The 14,941-nt window shown below is 73.5% G+C and carries 13 protein-coding genes; 9 read left to right on the top strand and 4 right to left on the bottom strand.

Annotated features, from left to right (window positions below; all coding sequences use genetic code 11):
* Positions 1–211: 211 nt before the first annotated feature.
* On the bottom strand, positions 212–1,006 hold the full coding sequence (locus ACIQFX_RS19930) for a YqjF family protein (protein WP_402464841.1): 795 nt from the start codon (positions 1,004–1,006) through the stop codon (positions 212–214).
* Positions 1,007–1,232: 226 nt separating this feature from the next.
* Here ACIQFX_RS19930 and ACIQFX_RS19925 point away from each other — a divergent pair, with 226 nt between their 5' ends.
* Together ACIQFX_RS19925 and ACIQFX_RS19920 are read left to right on the top strand one after the other, a co-directional pair.
* On the top strand, positions 1,233–3,254 hold the full coding sequence (locus tag ACIQFX_RS19925; protein WP_402464839.1) for a SpoIIE family protein phosphatase: 2,022 nt from the start codon (positions 1,233–1,235) through the stop codon (positions 3,252–3,254).
* Positions 3,255–3,297: 43 nt separating this feature from the next.
* Entirely contained in the window at positions 3,298–3,801 is a 504-nt protein-coding gene (locus ACIQFX_RS19920) for a DinB family protein (RefSeq protein ID WP_402464836.1), read from the top strand.
* A 71-nt stretch (positions 3,802–3,872) separates the two neighbouring features.
* On the opposite strand, the gene ACIQFX_RS19915 is transcribed toward ACIQFX_RS19920, so the two are convergent.
* Positions 3,873–4,484 (bottom strand): CGNR zinc finger domain-containing protein, encoded by a 612-nt coding sequence (locus tag ACIQFX_RS19915; RefSeq protein WP_402464834.1) that lies wholly within the window; start codon positions 4,482–4,484, stop codon positions 3,873–3,875.
* A gap of 103 nt (positions 4,485–4,587) precedes the next feature.
* Between ACIQFX_RS19915 and ACIQFX_RS19910 the strand changes: the two genes are divergently transcribed.
* The 5 genes from ACIQFX_RS19910 (at position 4,588) to ACIQFX_RS19890 (ending at position 9,596) form a co-directional block, all read left to right on the top strand.
* Positions 4,588–5,436, top strand: a complete 849-nt coding sequence (locus ACIQFX_RS19910) for an SDR family NAD(P)-dependent oxidoreductase (protein ID WP_402464831.1) — start codon at positions 4,588–4,590, stop codon at positions 5,434–5,436.
* A gap of 100 nt (positions 5,437–5,536) precedes the next feature.
* On the top strand, positions 5,537–6,391 hold the full coding sequence (locus ACIQFX_RS19905; protein ID WP_402464829.1) for a maleylpyruvate isomerase N-terminal domain-containing protein: 855 nt from the start codon (positions 5,537–5,539) through the stop codon (positions 6,389–6,391).
* Between the two features lie 107 nt (positions 6,392–6,498).
* On the top strand, positions 6,499–7,884 hold the full coding sequence (locus ACIQFX_RS19900; protein WP_402464826.1) for a sensor domain-containing protein: 1,386 nt from the start codon (positions 6,499–6,501) through the stop codon (positions 7,882–7,884).
* A 56-nt stretch (positions 7,885–7,940) separates the two neighbouring features.
* Entirely contained in the window at positions 7,941–8,585 is a 645-nt protein-coding gene (locus tag ACIQFX_RS19895) for a response regulator (RefSeq protein WP_402465613.1), read from the top strand.
* A gap of 102 nt (positions 8,586–8,687) precedes the next feature.
* Positions 8,688–9,596, top strand: a complete 909-nt coding sequence (locus tag ACIQFX_RS19890; protein ID WP_402464824.1) for a hypothetical protein — start codon at positions 8,688–8,690, stop codon at positions 9,594–9,596.
* A gap of 47 nt (positions 9,597–9,643) precedes the next feature.
* Here ACIQFX_RS19890 and ACIQFX_RS19885 read toward each other — a convergent pair whose 3' ends face one another.
* Together ACIQFX_RS19885 and ACIQFX_RS19880 are read right to left on the bottom strand one after the other, a co-directional pair.
* The gene (locus tag ACIQFX_RS19885; protein ID WP_402464821.1) at positions 9,644–10,315 is read right to left on the bottom strand and encodes a response regulator transcription factor; all 672 of its coding nucleotides are present in this window, start codon (positions 10,313–10,315) and stop codon (positions 9,644–9,646) included.
* On the bottom strand, positions 10,312–11,496 hold the full coding sequence (locus ACIQFX_RS19880) for a sensor histidine kinase (RefSeq protein WP_402464819.1): 1,185 nt from the start codon (positions 11,494–11,496) through the stop codon (positions 10,312–10,314). Before ACIQFX_RS19880 ends, ACIQFX_RS19885 begins: the two co-directional genes overlap by 4 nt.
* Before the next feature lie 117 nt (positions 11,497–11,613).
* Here ACIQFX_RS19880 and ACIQFX_RS19875 point away from each other — a divergent pair, with 117 nt between their 5' ends.
* Both ACIQFX_RS19875 and ACIQFX_RS19870 read left to right on the top strand, forming a co-directional pair.
* Positions 11,614–13,203, top strand: coding sequence for a hypothetical protein (locus tag ACIQFX_RS19875; RefSeq protein WP_402464816.1), 1,590 nt, complete (start codon positions 11,614–11,616; stop codon positions 13,201–13,203).
* Between the two features lie 40 nt (positions 13,204–13,243).
* Positions 13,244–14,752, top strand: coding sequence for a right-handed parallel beta-helix repeat-containing protein (locus ACIQFX_RS19870; RefSeq protein ID WP_402464814.1), 1,509 nt, complete (start codon positions 13,244–13,246; stop codon positions 14,750–14,752).
* The last annotated feature ends 189 nt before the right edge of the window (positions 14,753–14,941 follow it).

Genomic DNA, 14,941 nt, shown 5'->3' with positions numbered 1-14,941 from the left:
TCGGTGCGGCGATGTCCTCGAACGTAGACCCGCCACGAACACCCCACCAATGGAGAACCCGATGCCCGCCATCGGGATTCCGATGGGTCGCCGGGGAATACCCAGGGTCCGACCGCACCCGACCGCACCCGAGTACGCGTCGTCCAGGGCCGCCGGGGACGGTGCGGTCCCGGATCTCCAGGCCGGTGACGTCGACCGGTACCGCGGCGGGTCAGCCGCCGCCGGACCGTCGCTGGTGCGGGACGCCCGCGCCGAACGGCTGCCGGGGCGGACCGCCGAACCGGACCGGGACGCCGGGGGAGTACAGCACGCTGACGGGCTCGCCGAGGGGACGGGTGAGTCCCGCGGCGGTGAGGAGGCTCTCGTCCAGGGAGACGAGCCGGGCCCGGTGAAGCGGCCACCGCGGGTGGGTGTTGGGGAGGTAGAGGGGCCGTCCGAGGAGGGAGCTGTGCATGCCCCACCGCGCGGTCAGGAAGTGCTCCAGCGCCGTGGGCTCCTCGACCGCTTCCCCGACGTCCACCGTGATCGCGCTGTGCGCCCCGCGCGGCCCGGGCCACCGCCGCCTGCTGCGGTACGTCACGGTGGAGCCGTCGTTCCGGACGCTCATCCGCGACCAGGCGTAGGGGATCCGGAACCCCCATCGGCCGACGGCCACCGGAAGCAGTCGGGACGCGTCGAGCGAGCGGAACACCACCCCGCGACGCCCGTGCCCGTCGACGGAGTACAGCCTGACGTTCGTCTCGGGGAAGCTCCCGAGGTACGGGATCCCCGGGAGCCGGAACCAGCCGACCCGGTGCATCCGGAACGCCACGAGCCCCACGTACGTGACCCCGTCGAGGGTGTCCGGCACCGTACCGGCGGGCAACAGCGGCGCCACCTCGGCGGGCTCCACGGGCCAGTGCAGGAACGCCAGGTCGAGCCAGGACTGGGTCAGCAGGGTGCGGTCCGTGCGGTGCGGAGGGTCCGCCGACACGGGCTCGGGCTCCACGGGCGGCGTCTGCTGCATCGCAGCAGTATCCAGGATCGGCGGCACGACGCGGCCGCCCCCTGGGGCCGCTCTCGGGCCGAGGCCTTCCCGAGCCCGCGTGGCGCGGCGGAACGAACCGGTTGACCAGGGAAGATGAGGAAATGCGCGGCGCTGGTGTGATGAGAGACGGGTGGACCTCCGTGGCGGGGCCTCGCGCCCGGATCCTCGATGACGGCCTCGGTGCGTTCGGTGCGGCGGGGGCGCGATGAGTTCGGCCCGGGCGCTGGACCCGAAGCTGTTCGACGCGACGATCGCGGCGGTCGCGCTGCTCGCCGGGCCCGAGCACCGGTTGATCTACACGAACGAGGCCTTCACCAGGATGTTCGGCCCGCGGTCGGTGGGACTGCCGGCCCGGGAGGCGTTCCCGGACCCGGACGCGGGGCGGTTCCTGTCGGTGCTCGCCGACGTGCGGGCCACGGGACGCGCCCGGCAGGTCACGGGCGCCCGGGAGACCGATCCGGGCGCGGTCGAGCAGGCGGCGCGCTTCGTCTACTCGTGCAGTCCCGTCACGACCAGGGACGGTTCGGGGATCCTGGTGGTGGCGATGGACACGACGCCGGAGAGCCGTGCGCTCCAGCGGTACGAGGCGCTCGTCTCGGCCGTCTCGCAGATGGTCTGGGTGCTGCACGCCGACGGTTCCGTGGAGGAGGTCGTGTCCGGCTGGGAGCAGCTCACCGGGGCGCCGTGGGTCGGCCGGGCGGACGGGAGCTGGTACGCGTTCGTGCACCCCCGCGACCGGGAGAGGCTCAGGGGCGCGTGGCGGGCGGCCTCGGAGCGCGGCGGCAGCGGCGTCTTCCAGGGCACGTTCCGGATCAGGGCGGCCGACGGCTCGTACCGGCACCTGTCCACGCGCAGCGTCCCCATCGTGCAGGAGGGCCGCGTGACGGAGTGGATCGCGGCGACCGCCGACGTGGAGGACACCTGGGGCACGCACCTGCGGGAGAGCCTCCTCGCGCAGGTGGCCGCGGTGTCGGGCGGGAGCCCGGAGGAGGCGTTCGCCGCCGTGGTGGGGGTGGTGGTGCCCGAGCTGACCGACGCGTGCCTGATCCTGCTGCTGTCCCACGAGGAGTGGCCACTGCCCGAGAACGCCACGGTCACCGCTCGCCGCGTGGCCTCCGCCACCCGCCCGGGCCTCCCCGCACCGCCGGCGCTGCTCGGCCAGCGGGTGACCGTCACCGAGACGGTGCGCGAGGTGCTGGAGCGAGGGGTGCCGCGCACGTTCCTGCTCCCGGAGGGCGGGCCCGTGCCGCGCGACCTCGTCCCGGCCGTCACCGAGCGGTGGCTCGTCGCCTCGGGCGCGACGAGCCTGACGCTCGTCCCGCTCGTCGTCGAGGGCATCGTCCTCGGATACGCGGCCACCAGCACCAACGGCGACACGCCCGTCCCCGCGGCGGCCGACGTCGAGCTGCTGCGGGAGGTGCTGCACCACGCCCAGCGGCCGATCCGCAAGGCCGTCGACCTCCAGCAGGCCCGCCGCACCGCCCTCGCCCTCCAGCGCGCCCACCTCACCCGGCCGCCGGAGGTGCCCGGCGCCGACCTGGCCGCCTGCTACGAGCCCGCCAGCTCCTCGCACGAGATCGGCGGCGACTGGTACGACGCGATCGTCCACCCCGACGGCACCCTCGTCCTCGACATCGGCGACGTCGCCGGCCACGACCTGGCCGCGGCCACGGCCATGGGCCAGCTGCGCAGCATGCTCCGCGCCCTCGCCTGGCACAAGGGCCCCGACCGCACCCCCGCCACCGTCCTCTCCATGCTCGACGACGTCGCCGAAGGCCTGGCCGGCGCCCCCTTCACCACAGCCGTCCACACCCACCTCCGTCCCCGCCCCGACGGCACCTGGCACATGACCTGGTCCAACGCGGGCCACCCGCCGCCCCTGCTCGTCCCGGCCCACGGCAGTCCCCGCTTCCTCACCGGCAGCGGCGAGGACCCGCCGCTCTGCGTCGGACCCCGCATCGCCCGCACGAGCCACCACCACACCCTCGCTCCCGGCGACACGCTGCTCCACTACACGGACGGCCTCATCGAGTCCCGCAGCTCCTCCCTCGCCGACGGCCAGCGGCGCCTCGCCGAAGCCGCCGCCCACCACCGCGACGAGCCCCTCCCCGCCCTGCTCCTCCTCCTCGACGAACTGTCCGACCACGGCGACGACACGGCGATGATCGCCTTCCGCGCCGGGCCCGCCCCCGATCCCGCGGGGCCCGTCCGCCCGCACGCTCCGTAAATCCGTCGACACCGGTCACGGTGATCGGGGACTCTTCACCACGATGACCAGAACCGATGACACGCCGTCCGCGTGGGACGAGCGCACCCAGCTCACCACGTTCCTCGACTACACCCGGGGCACCGCCCGCGCCAAGTGCGACGGCCTCTCCGAGGAGGACGCCCGCAAGGCGCTCCTGCCCGGCTCACCGCTGATGACCATGAGCGGATTGATCAACCACCTCCGCTGGGTCGAGTACTACTGGTTCCAGGTCGTCTTCCTCGGCGAGGACGACCATGGCCCCTGGACCCGGGAAGACCCCGACCGCGAGATGCGTGTCGCCGTCGACTTCCCCCTCGCCCGACTCCTCGACGAGTACGCCGAACAGAGCGCCCGCTACCGCGACCTCGTCGCCGCCCACCACCTCGACACCCAGGCGAAGCGCCCCGTCCGCGACGGCCTCCACGTCGACCTGCGCTGGATCCTCCTCCACCTCACCGAGGAGACGGCCCGCCACAACGGCCACCTGGACATCCTCCGCGAGATGCTCGACGGCACCACCGGCTAGGCCGGTACCACTGGCTGGGCCGCGGCACCACCGGCTGGCCGGCACCACCGGTCAGTCGCCGGAGGGGGCCCTCACGCCTCGGACTCCGCAACACCGCCACGGCGCTGCCGCTGGCGGTGTTTGCGCATGGACACCTGGGAGCCGCAGCCGGTGCTGCAGTACAGCCCGGCTCCGTTGCGGGTGCGGTCGAAGAAGCCGAAATGGCACGGGGGGTTCCGGCACGCCTTGATGCGCCTCCAGTCGCCGCTCTGCGCGAAGGTCGTCACCGCGGCCAGTACGGTGCCGAACACGCGCGGCACCCCCGTCTGCGGGGAGGCCAGCTCCACACCGCCGGCCGTGACCACCGTCGCCAGCGGGTAGAGGGAACCCACGCGTCGCAGGTGCCGCTCGGCACGCAGCAGCGGTTCACCCAGACCCTCCTCGTCGCCCGAGTGCGCGAGCAGCACGACCACGAGGGCGTCACGCAGTTCGCGCGCGACCGCGGCGTCGGCGTCGGTGACCACGGTTTCGCCATCGAACTCCCCGCTCCCCGCCAGCCACTCCGCGAGCGCGTCCCCGTCCCCGAACAATTCCCGGCGCCCTGATCCGTCCGCGCGCGTGTTCACGAACGCGAGAACGGTCTCCACTGTCGGCGTGACGGTGCGTGCGCTGGGTTCGGGGGACGCGGCTGCCTCGGTGACCATGCCCCCACGGTACATCAGCGCGCGGGGCGCTAATTCGACTAGCGGGCAACTGCACCGCCGATCGACGTTGACGTGTTGCGAGCTAACGGCTTACGGTCGCAACGTGAACGAAGCGATGAACCACCAGGCCCTGCTCCGCACATGGCTGATCACCGGGGCGACGTCCGGCATCGGCCGCGAACTCGCGCTCCAGGCGCTGGAGAACGGCGACACCGTCGCGGCCCTCGCCCGCGACACCTCCTCCCTCGACGAGCTCGCGCAAACGCATGGTGAACGCCTGCTCCTCGTCTCGGTGGACGTACGCGACGAGGGAGCCGTCCGGGACGCGGTGGAGCGCACGCTCACCCGTTTCGGCCGCATCGACGTCGTGGCCAACAACGCGGGATACGGGCTGTTCGGAGCCGTCGAGGAGGCCTCCGACGCGCAGGTCCGCGCCGTGTTCGACACCAATGTCTTCGGCGTGCTCAACGTGCTCCGCGCGACGCTGCCGGTGCTCCGCTCCCAGCGGTCCGGGCACATCGTCCAGGGCTCGTCCGTGTACGGGCAGTCCGCTCATCCCGGCGTGGGTCTCCTGGCCGCCACCAAGTACGCGGTCGAGGGGCTGTCGGACGCGCTCGCGGCCGAGGTCGCGCCACTCGGCATCAAGGTCACGCTCGTCCAGCCCGGGATGACCGCGACCCCCTTCCTCGCCCACCTCGACGTCGCGGACGGCCTGGACGACTACGACGGGACCGTCCGCGAAGTCCACAAGACCATCGCGGAGTTGCCGGCCTCCGCCTTCTCCGACGCGGCGCGCGTCGCCGCGGGCATCCGCATCGCGGTCGACAGCCCCAACCCCCCGCTGCGCCTCGCCCTCGGCACGTCCAGTGCGACGGGCATGCGCCCCGCCCTGGAGGCGCGCATCGCGGACCTGGACGGCTGGCGGCACGTGACCGACGCCGTGGACGCGTAGCCGCCCGCGACGGATGGCGGGGGGCGGGCGCGGAGGGGTGTCGCAAGCAAGCTACTCGGCGGTAATCTGCGGGCCCGATCCGTGGCTCGTGGGGAGTGGTATGGGTACCGTCACTGCGTTCGATCCCGTCGTCGAGCACGAGAGGACCCGTGCCGCCCTCGCCGACGTGATCCCGCGACTGGTCAGGCTGTTGCGCGAGGTGCCGGACCGGAACGCGGCATCCGGCGTACCGGTCTGGACGGTGGGCGACGTCGGCGCGCACGTGGCCGCGGTGTACCTCGCGTACTGCTCCCTCGCCTTCGACGACAAGGCCGTGGACTGGGACAGCGTGCTCCCGCCGGGCGGCGGGTCGCTCGGCGAACGCGTCACGGCGATGAACGCCACCGCCATCGGCCTCTTCGGCGACGAAGAACGCGCGCGCCTGGGCGACTTCGTCGCCGAGCGGGGCGAGGCGTTCCTCCGGGGCACCGAAGGCTTCGCCCCGGACACCCCCGTGGCCGTCCCCTGGTTCGGGCGGGACCTGACGCTCGCGGTCCTCACCGGCCTGATGCTCAGCGAGAGCCTTGTCCACGGCCTCGACATCGCCCGCGGCGCGGGGCTTCCCTGGCCCATAGCCCCGGAAGAGGCCCGGCTCGTCCTCGGCCAGACGATGCCGACGATGATGACCCTGGCCCTGGACACCACGAAGGCCCGAGGCGTCACCCTCGCCCTCGACCTCGTCGTCAAGGACGGCCCACGACTCGCCGTCGTCATCGACGACGGCGCCATGACGGTCACCCGCGACGCGCCACCCCGCGCCTACGACTGCCGCCTCACCGTCGCACCGGTCGACTTCCTCCTCGTCTCCTTCCGCCGCACCCCGATCTGGAAGGCCGTCGCCCGCGGCCGGATGCGAGCCGGCGGACGCCGGCCCTGGCTGGCCGTGCGACTCGGCGAACTCATCGCGAACCCCTGACGGACCGGGGGACCGGGAGAGCGGGGGAGTGGGGGACGGGGACGGGCCGGGGGACGCCGGATCGGACCGCTCCCGTGCGCGGTCGACAGCCGTATTAGCGTGGGCCGATGACCAGGTCACTCCCCTCCGGAGCCGGTGTCGCCGACGGTACTGGCACCGGCGCCAGTACCCGCACCGGCACCGCCCCCGCCGGGCCTCGACGGCCGGGCGTCGCCCCGGCCCTCACGCGGGCGGTGCGGCACGCGCTCGTCGGCTCGCTCTACCTGCTCACCGCGCCGGTGACCGCGGTGGCGGGACTCGTGGCGGTGCTCGCCGGAGTGCCGGGCGCGACGGTCGGCCTCCTGCTGCCCGGGGGCGCGCCGGCGGCGGTGTGGGCGCTGGAGCCCGTGCGGTGGTGCGCGAACCTGGAGCGGTGGCGCATCGCCAAGGTGACGGGGGAGGCGCGGTACGAGCCGCGGCGGAGGCCGACGGGCAGGGGCGACGCGCTCGCTCCGGGGGCTTGGCCGGACGCGGCCCACGCGGTGGTGGTGCTGCCCGTCGTCCTCGTGACGGCGGTGGTGACCGCGCTGTGGTGGTTCGTCGGCCTCGCCTGCGTGACGTGCGCGCTGCGCTACGAGGACGCGCCGCGCGGATCGCTGCGGCCCTTGTCGCTGAACGTCGGTGACGCGGCGTCGCACGTCACCGTGAGCCTCGGACTGTCGTCGCCGGCCGAGCGGGTCGCCTTCGGCACCGTCACCGGCCTGGTGCTGCTGTGCGCCCTGCCGCTGGTCACCCGGGCGTGCGCCACGGCCCAGGCCGGGCTCGGACAGGCGCTGCTCTCCGACGCGTCCGCGCTGCACCGCAGGATCGGCGGGCTGGAGCGGGAGCGGGACACCGCCCGCGCGCAGACCGTCGCCGCGGTGACGGCCGAGGCGACCGCATTGCGCAGGCTGGAGCGGGACATCCACGACGGGCCGCAGCAGCGGTTGGTGCGCCTGGCCATGGAACTCGGGCGGGCGCAGCGTTTTCTCGACACCAGGCCCGAGGCGACCCGGGCCGCCCTCGCCGACGCGATCGTGCAGGCCCAGGAGGCGCTGGACGAGCTGAGGGCGCTGTCGCGCGGCATCGCGCCGCCGGTCCTCGCCGACCGGGGCCTGTCCGAGGCGTTGACCGCCCTGGCCGCGCGCTCCACCGTCCCCGCCGTCCTCGATACCGTACCCCTGGACCGTCGGCCGGACGCCGGCGTGGAGACGGCCGCGTACTTCGTGATCGCGGAGTCGCTGACCAATGTGGCCAAGCACAGCCGGGCGCACCGGTGCGCGATCGGCCTACGGCACGGTGGGGGAACGTTGAGGGTCTGGGTGACGGACGACGGGGTGGGCGGCGCGGCGCTCGGCAAGGGACACGGGCTGCGGGGGCTGGAGGACCGACTGCGCGCGGTCGGCGGCCGGTTGCGGGTCGAGAGCCCCGCCGGAGGCCCGACGACGATCACCGCCGAGTTGCCGTGCCCCTGACCCCGCCCGTACGGGAGTCCGTGCCGCCACCGGATCCCGCGCCGCCGCGCCGCCCCCTGCGGATCGTCGTCGCCGACGACTCGGTGCTGCTGCGCGAAGGCCTCGTCCGCCTGCTCGTCGAGGACGGACACGAGGTCGTGGACGCGGTCGGGGACGGCCCCTCCCTCGTCGAGGCCGCGCTCGCGCACCGTCCGGACGTGTCGATCGTCGACGTACGGATGCCGCCGACGCACGCCGACGAGGGCCTGAGGGCGGCGATCGCCGTCCGCTCGCGGCTGCCCGGAGCCCCCGTGCTGATGCTCAGCCAGTACGTGGAGGCCTCCTACGCCGGGGACCTGCTCGCGGACGGTTCCGGCGCCGTCGGCTACCTCCTGAAGGACCGCGTCGCCAGGATCGACGAGTTCCTGGACGCGCTGGACCGGGTCGCCCGCGGCGGGACGGTGCTCGACCCCCAGGTCGTCGCCCAACTGCTCGCCGAGCGCCGCCGGGACAGCCCCGTCGACACCCTGACCCCACGGGAGCGGCAGATCCTGGCACTCATGGCCGAGGGCTGTTCCAACACGGCCGTCGCCCGGAGACTGGCCGTCTCCGCCAGCGCGGTGGAGAAGCACATCGGCAACATCTTCGCCAAGCTCGGCCTGCTTCCGGACGACGCCCACCACCGCAGGGTCCTCGCCGTCCTCGCCCACCTCAGGGGCTGACGGCGTCGTCCCGTACGTCCTCCGGGGGTACGGCCTGCCACACCCCCGGAGGTGCGGCAGGCTCCGGTGACCCCGCCGCCACCCGTACGCGACGGTGGCGGCATGACCCCAGCACACAGCCTCACCGGCCACACCGACCCCACGGACCCGTCGCGACCGGCGGGCATCCCCCGGCGCGCCCTCGCCGCCCTCGGCACCCTGTCCTGCGTCCTCATGGCGGCCTTCGTCCTCGTCCCCCGTACGGCGGCGGCGACCGGCGCGGACGGTGCTCTCGCCGACCGGCGCGGCCTCGCCCGGGAGTTCCGCGGGGCGTTCGTCGCGTACTGGAGTTCCGGCGACCGTGACCCCTCCCCGCACCTGGCGAGGGTCGTCGACCACTGGTTCCGGTTCCACGTGGTCAAGGCCGTGATCGCCGCTCTGCTGCTGATCACGCTCATCGCGCTCGCCGCCCTGCTCTGGAAGGCCTTCCTGACGGCCGGTGGGCACGGCGCGGAAAGGAGGCCGGCTCTCGCGTCGGCAGGCATGCTCGGCACGCTGTTCGCGGTGATCCCACTCGCCGCGGTCTCGCTCGCGGCGCTGATGGCCAACGTCCAGGGAGCGGCGGCCCCGTTCGCCTCCCTCTTCCCGGTGCTGCCGACCGGCGCGACCGCCGACGGCCGACTCGCCGCCGTCCTCGCCGAGGTGAGGGAGCGACTGGCCGACCCCTCGGACGCGGGCGGCCCGACCCCGCCCGCCCTCGACGTGATGGTCGGCGACTTCGCCCGGTACCACCTGGCGATGGCCGTGATCGCCGCGGTCGTGGCGGTCGTCCTCCTCGGCGCGAGCGTGGCGGGATGGCGGAGGTCGCGGAGCACGGTGGCGTCCGACCGGCCGACGCGGCTGGTCCGGGCGTCGTTCGTGGTCCTCTCGGTGTCGTCGGCGCTGGCCGCGGTGCTGGTCGCGGCGGCGAACACGACGACCGCGGCGGACCCGGGCCCCGCGCTCCTGGCGTTCTTCGACGGCGGGTGGTGAGCCGTGACCCGTCCGGGCGGGCGGGTACGAGCGGCGCGGCAGGGCCGTCACGGCGCCGGTGCATCGGCGATCCGGTACCCCACCCCGGTCGTGGTCGTGATGACCGGCGGGCTGCCCAGCTTGCGCCGCAGCCGGCCGACGGTGACGGTGACGGTGTTGGTGAACGGGTCGGCGTTCTCGTCCCACACCCTCTCCAGGAGGTCCTCGGCGCTCAGGAATCCCGGACTGGCGCGCAGGAGCGCCTCCAGGACGGCGAACTCCTTGACGGACAGGGCGAGGGGGCGGCCGTCGCGGAGCACGGTGCGGAGGACCGGGTCGAGTTCGAGGCCGGCGGCACGCAGGGTGCGGGCCCGGGTGGTCGGCCGGCGGCGGGCCAGTGCCCGGACGCGGAGGACCAGCTCGGGGAAGTGGAAGGGCTTGGCGAGGTAGTCGTCGGCGCCGAGGGTCAGTCCGCTGACCCGGTCGCCGGGCGCGCCGGCGGCGGTCAGCATCAGGACCGTCGCGCGGTCGTCCCGCTCCGTGATCATCCGGCAGAGCGCGTCGCCGTGGATGCCGGGCAGATCCCGGTCGAGGACGACCACGTCGTACGGGTTCAGGTCGAGCTTCGCGGCGGCCTCCAGGCCGTCGTACGCGACGTCGACGGCCATCCCCTGGTCCCGCAGCCCCTCGGCGACGACGTCGGCGAGCGACCGCGCGTCCTCCACGACCAGGATCCTCATGCCGTCACCCGGGCCTTCGCGGCCGCGTCCGGCAGGTCGGACGCGGCCGGCAGCGCCACGGTGACGCACAGGCCACCCTCCGGCCGTGCCCGGAGCGAGAGGCGGCCGCCGTGCGCTTCGACGATCGCGGAGACGATCGACAACCCCAGGCCCGAGCTCCCCTCCGGTCCCGTGCGGGCGGCCCCGAGCCGCTCGAACGGCCGCCCCAGGCGATCCACCTCGCCCTGGTCGAGGACGCGCCCGCCCGTCTCCACGACGAGGCGGGCCTCGGTGCCGTCGTCGTCGGTGGAGAACCGGATCCAGCCGCCCGCCTCGTTGTGCACGATCGCGTTGTCGACCAGGTTCCGCACCGTTCGCGACAGCAGCACGCCGCTCCCGCGCGCCCAGGCATCCGGCCGTACCTCGGCGTCGAGCGTCAGCCCCCCGGCGGCGATGTCGGCGGCCCGGTCGGCCAGCGCCGCCCGCGCGAGCTCCGCCAGCGACACCGGGGTCCGGTCGGCGAAGGCGCCGTGCTCCGCCCGGGCGAGGACGAGGAGGCCGTCGAGGAGGTGGTCCAGGCGGTCCAGTTCGGTCCGCAGCCGACCGGCGAGCGCCAGGGTCTGCGCGGCGGGCTCCGGCTTGGCCACGGCGACGTCCAGCGTCGCCCGGAGCGTCGCCAGGGGCGTACGCAGCTCGTGCGAGGCGTTGCCGACGAACCGGCGCTGCGCGTCGAAGGACGCCTCCAGGCGTTCGAGGAGGCCGTCGACGGTGTCGGCGAGCTCCTTGACCTCGTCGGCCGGTCCGGCCACGGCGAGCCGCTCGTGCAGGTTCTCCGCCGAGATGCGCCGCGTCGCCGCGGTGATCAGGCGCAGCGGGCGCAGCACCCGGTCCGCCAGGAACCGGCCGAGCAGCAGCGAGAGCCCGACCATCACCACGAGTGCGATCAGCGAGCCGAGGAACAGGCGTTGGCCCTGCTGCCCGTGCGCCTCCGCGAGCTGCCCCTCCAGGTACCGGATGCGCTGTTCGGCGGCGGGACGGGACTCGCCGGCCGGGACGGGCGTCGGTGCCCGGCCGGGGGCGACCGTGCTCAGCCGTACGCCGGACATCAGATGGGTCAGCGCGAGCAGCACGATCCCGGAGCCGAGGAACCCGGCCGCGTACAAGATCGTGAAGCGCCGTCGCACCGTTCCGCCCCGCAGCATGCCCATGGTCCTCTTCCCGTTCGCGTCCGGCCGGACCCAGCATGCCGTGCCGCACCTAACAGCGACATGACAGACGCGGTTCGGCCCCTGTCACGGCCGTGTCCGTACAACCGAGCCATGGAGAAGACCAACGAAGCACTCCGGCGGGAATGGACCAGGTTCCGGCGGCCGGGACGACTCGTCGCCCTCGTTCTCGCGGCGCTGGCCGTCGTCGCCCTCGGCCTGCTCCACGCGCACGGCAACCGCGCCTCCTGCGACGGCCCCTGTCCGGCCGATCCGACCGGCCCCGACGGCACCCTCGTCAACGACCAGTTCTCCCTCCTGCACCAGGACCTGGGGCGCAACGGCGGCATCACCGTCCGGCTGACGTCCATGAAGGGCACGATCACCTACCCGCCGCCGCACCACGACCGGCTCGTCCCGGGCCTGGTCCCGTGGGCGAAGGCCGGGATCGTCATCAAGGACGGGGTCCGCCCGGGGTCCTCCTACGCGGCGCTGATGCTCACCGGCGGCCACGGCGTGCGGATGCAGTACGACTACCTCCACGACATCGCGGGCAGCGGCGGCGGGGTCTCGGCCCGCTCGCCGCGCTGGCTGCGGCTGACCCGGTCGGGCGACAGCGTCACCGGCCACGAGTCCGCCGACGGCGAGCACTGGACGAAGGTCGGCACGGCACGGCTGCCCGGCCTCCCCGAGACCGTGCAGGTCGGCCTGTTCGCCACCTCTCCCGGCGATCTGACGCTGCGGCCGGCCGGCCTCGGCGGTGCCACGGAGCAGGTGCGCTGGACGCAGGCGAGCGGCGTCTTCGACCACGTGGCAGTCACCGGCACGGCTCCGGCGGCGAGTTGGAGGGAGACCCTCGTCGGCGAGGCGAACCGTACCGACTGGGAGAAGCACTTCACACGATCGGGCGCGGTGCGGAAGAACGGCACGATCACCGTCACCGGAGCCGGCGACATCGGCCCGGCGGGCGCCGAGGACGGCGCGCGCCCGGTGGAGCGCACCCTCGGCGGCCTGGCCCTCGCCCTGCTCGTCGTGCTCGTGGTCGCGGTGCGGTTCGCCACGACCGCGTACCGACGCGACCCCGCGGCGGGGCCGCCGCCCACCCGTACGGAACTCGCGGCGAAGGCGGCCGTCGTGGCCGCCGCCGTCTTCGGGACGGGCCTCCTCGCCCTGGGCTTCGTGATCCCCGTGGGAGCGGCGGTCCTCAAGGGGAACGGGATCCCCGTCCCCGCGGTGTCGCCGCTCACCGGCGCGCGCGTGGTCGTCGGCACCGCCACGGCGCTCGCCCTCTCCGCGGTGCTCGCCCTCGCCCTCGGCGCCCTCCTTCGACGGGCCTGGGCCGCGCTCGTCGTCGCCGTGTCGGCGGTCGCGGTCCCGTACGTGGTGACGTCCTTCCCGCTGCTCGCCGACGGCCCGTCCCGGTGGCTGCTGCGCCTGACTCCGGCCGCGGGCTTCGCCACCCAGCAGACCCTGACCGCGTATCCCCACGTCCTCGCCCACTACGCGCCGTCCACCGGGTACTTCCCGCTTCCCTGGTGGGCCGGGCTCGGGGTCCTCGGCGCCTACGCGGCGGCGGTGCTGGCGCTCGCCCTGAAGCGCGTGCCCGCCACCGACGAGCGGAGGAGATCGACCCATCGCCCATCTTCTGATCGAAACTCGATCAATCGACAGGATCGCATTGACTCGATCATCGACCGCACCTAGCTTCTGGCGGCACCGGACCGTCAGAAAGGTGTCGCGCTCCATGACCACCAGACCATTCCCCGTACGACAGTTGGCGGGCCGCGGCCTCCTCGCCGCGGCCCTCGCCCTCGGCGGCACCGTCGCCCTCGTCGACGCGCCCGCCGCCGCGGTGGGGACCACCACCTACGTCGACTGCTCACGGCCGTCCGCCGGCGACGGCAGCCAGGCCTCCCCCTTCAACAGCATCGCCCAGGCCAACGGAACGGCGTACGGCCCCGGCGACACGCTCGCCTTCGCCTCCGGCACCACCTGCACCGGCTCGCTCGCTCCGCAGGGCAGCGGCACCGCCGCCGCCCCCATCACCCTCACCCGCTACGGCACCGGCGCCCTGCCCGTGATCGACGGCGGCGGGGCGGCGAGCGCCGTCACCCTGACCAACCAGGACCACTGGCGGATCGCCGACCTCAAACTGACCAACCCCGCCGCCACCCTCGCCCGGCGCACCGGACTGCGGATCTCCGCCACCGACGGCAAGGCGCACCGCGGTTACGACATCGGTCCCCTCGTCATCGACCGCGTCGCCGGCCAGACCAGCAAGAACAGCCCGACCACCGAGGACTTCGTCCAGTCCGCCGGCATCGTCACCGGCGCGAGCGGCACGAACTCCACCCTCAACGACGTCCACGTCCACGACAACCAGATCAGCAACACCGGCGGCGGCGGCCTCAAGATCCGCGTCGGCGCCATGGCCGTCAAGGGCACCGGAGTCCTCATCGAGAACAACACCCTGAAGGACGTCGGCGGCGACGGCATCATCGCCAGCTACGCCGACGCCCCCATGATCCAATACAACAACGCCTCCGGCGTCGGCAACGGCGTCTACCCGTTCTCAGGCGGCAACTTCGCCGGCATCTGGGTGCTCGGCGACAAGGACCCGACCATCCAGAAGAACGCCGTGTACGGCATCACGCGGATGTCCGTCGCCGACAGCCAGGCCTTCGACTGCGACTGGGGCAACACCGGCACCTGCACGATCCAGTACAACTTCAGCCGCGACAACATCGGCGGCTTCTTCCTCGACTGCGACGGGTGCGGCACCATCGGCGGCGCCCAGCAGGTCATCCGCTACAACATCTCCGAGAACGACTGCCGCATGAGCAGCGTCAGCGCCGGCCGGTCCGCGCTGCACATGTACAACAACGTCTTCTACTGCACGGACAAGAAGTTCGACATCACGCTCCCCGAGGAGAGCGTGATGGAGAACAACATCTGGGTGGGCACCAGCGACTCCCGGCTCCCCACCGGCCCCGGGATCTCCTGGCTGTGGAACGTCTTCCAGGGCGTACCCCGGCCCACCGCCAACGGCATCGCCGCCGACCCGCAGTTCGTTAACCCCGGCACCGGCGGCGACACCATCCACTCCGTCGACGGGTACAAGCTGCGCGCCACCTCCCCCGGCCTGAACAACGGCTCCGTCATCAGCGGCAACGGCGGACGCGACTACTGGGGCAACCCGGTCTCGGCGACCACGAAGCCGCACCGCGGCGCCTACAACGGCCCGGGCCTGTAGCCCTCCCGGGCCCTGCCGCCGAACGTGTGTGTTTCAGGGAGGAGTTCGCGGGAGGGGGTGTGCGAGGTGGAGGCGGTGCGGAGAGCTTTTTGAGAAAGCTTGTTGAATAACCCGTACCGCCGGTTCGCACTTGATTTGCTCCTGCCAACCCGCACAGGGTTTCCCTCGAACGTTTGACGCCCCACACGT

It is taken from the genome of Streptomyces sp. NPDC093089 (assembly GCF_044754405.1).
Taxonomy (GTDB): domain Bacteria; phylum Actinomycetota; class Actinomycetes; order Streptomycetales; family Streptomycetaceae; genus Streptomyces.
Note: the sequence above shows the minus strand (reverse complement) of the source record. Positions and strands in the feature narration are given on the sequence as shown.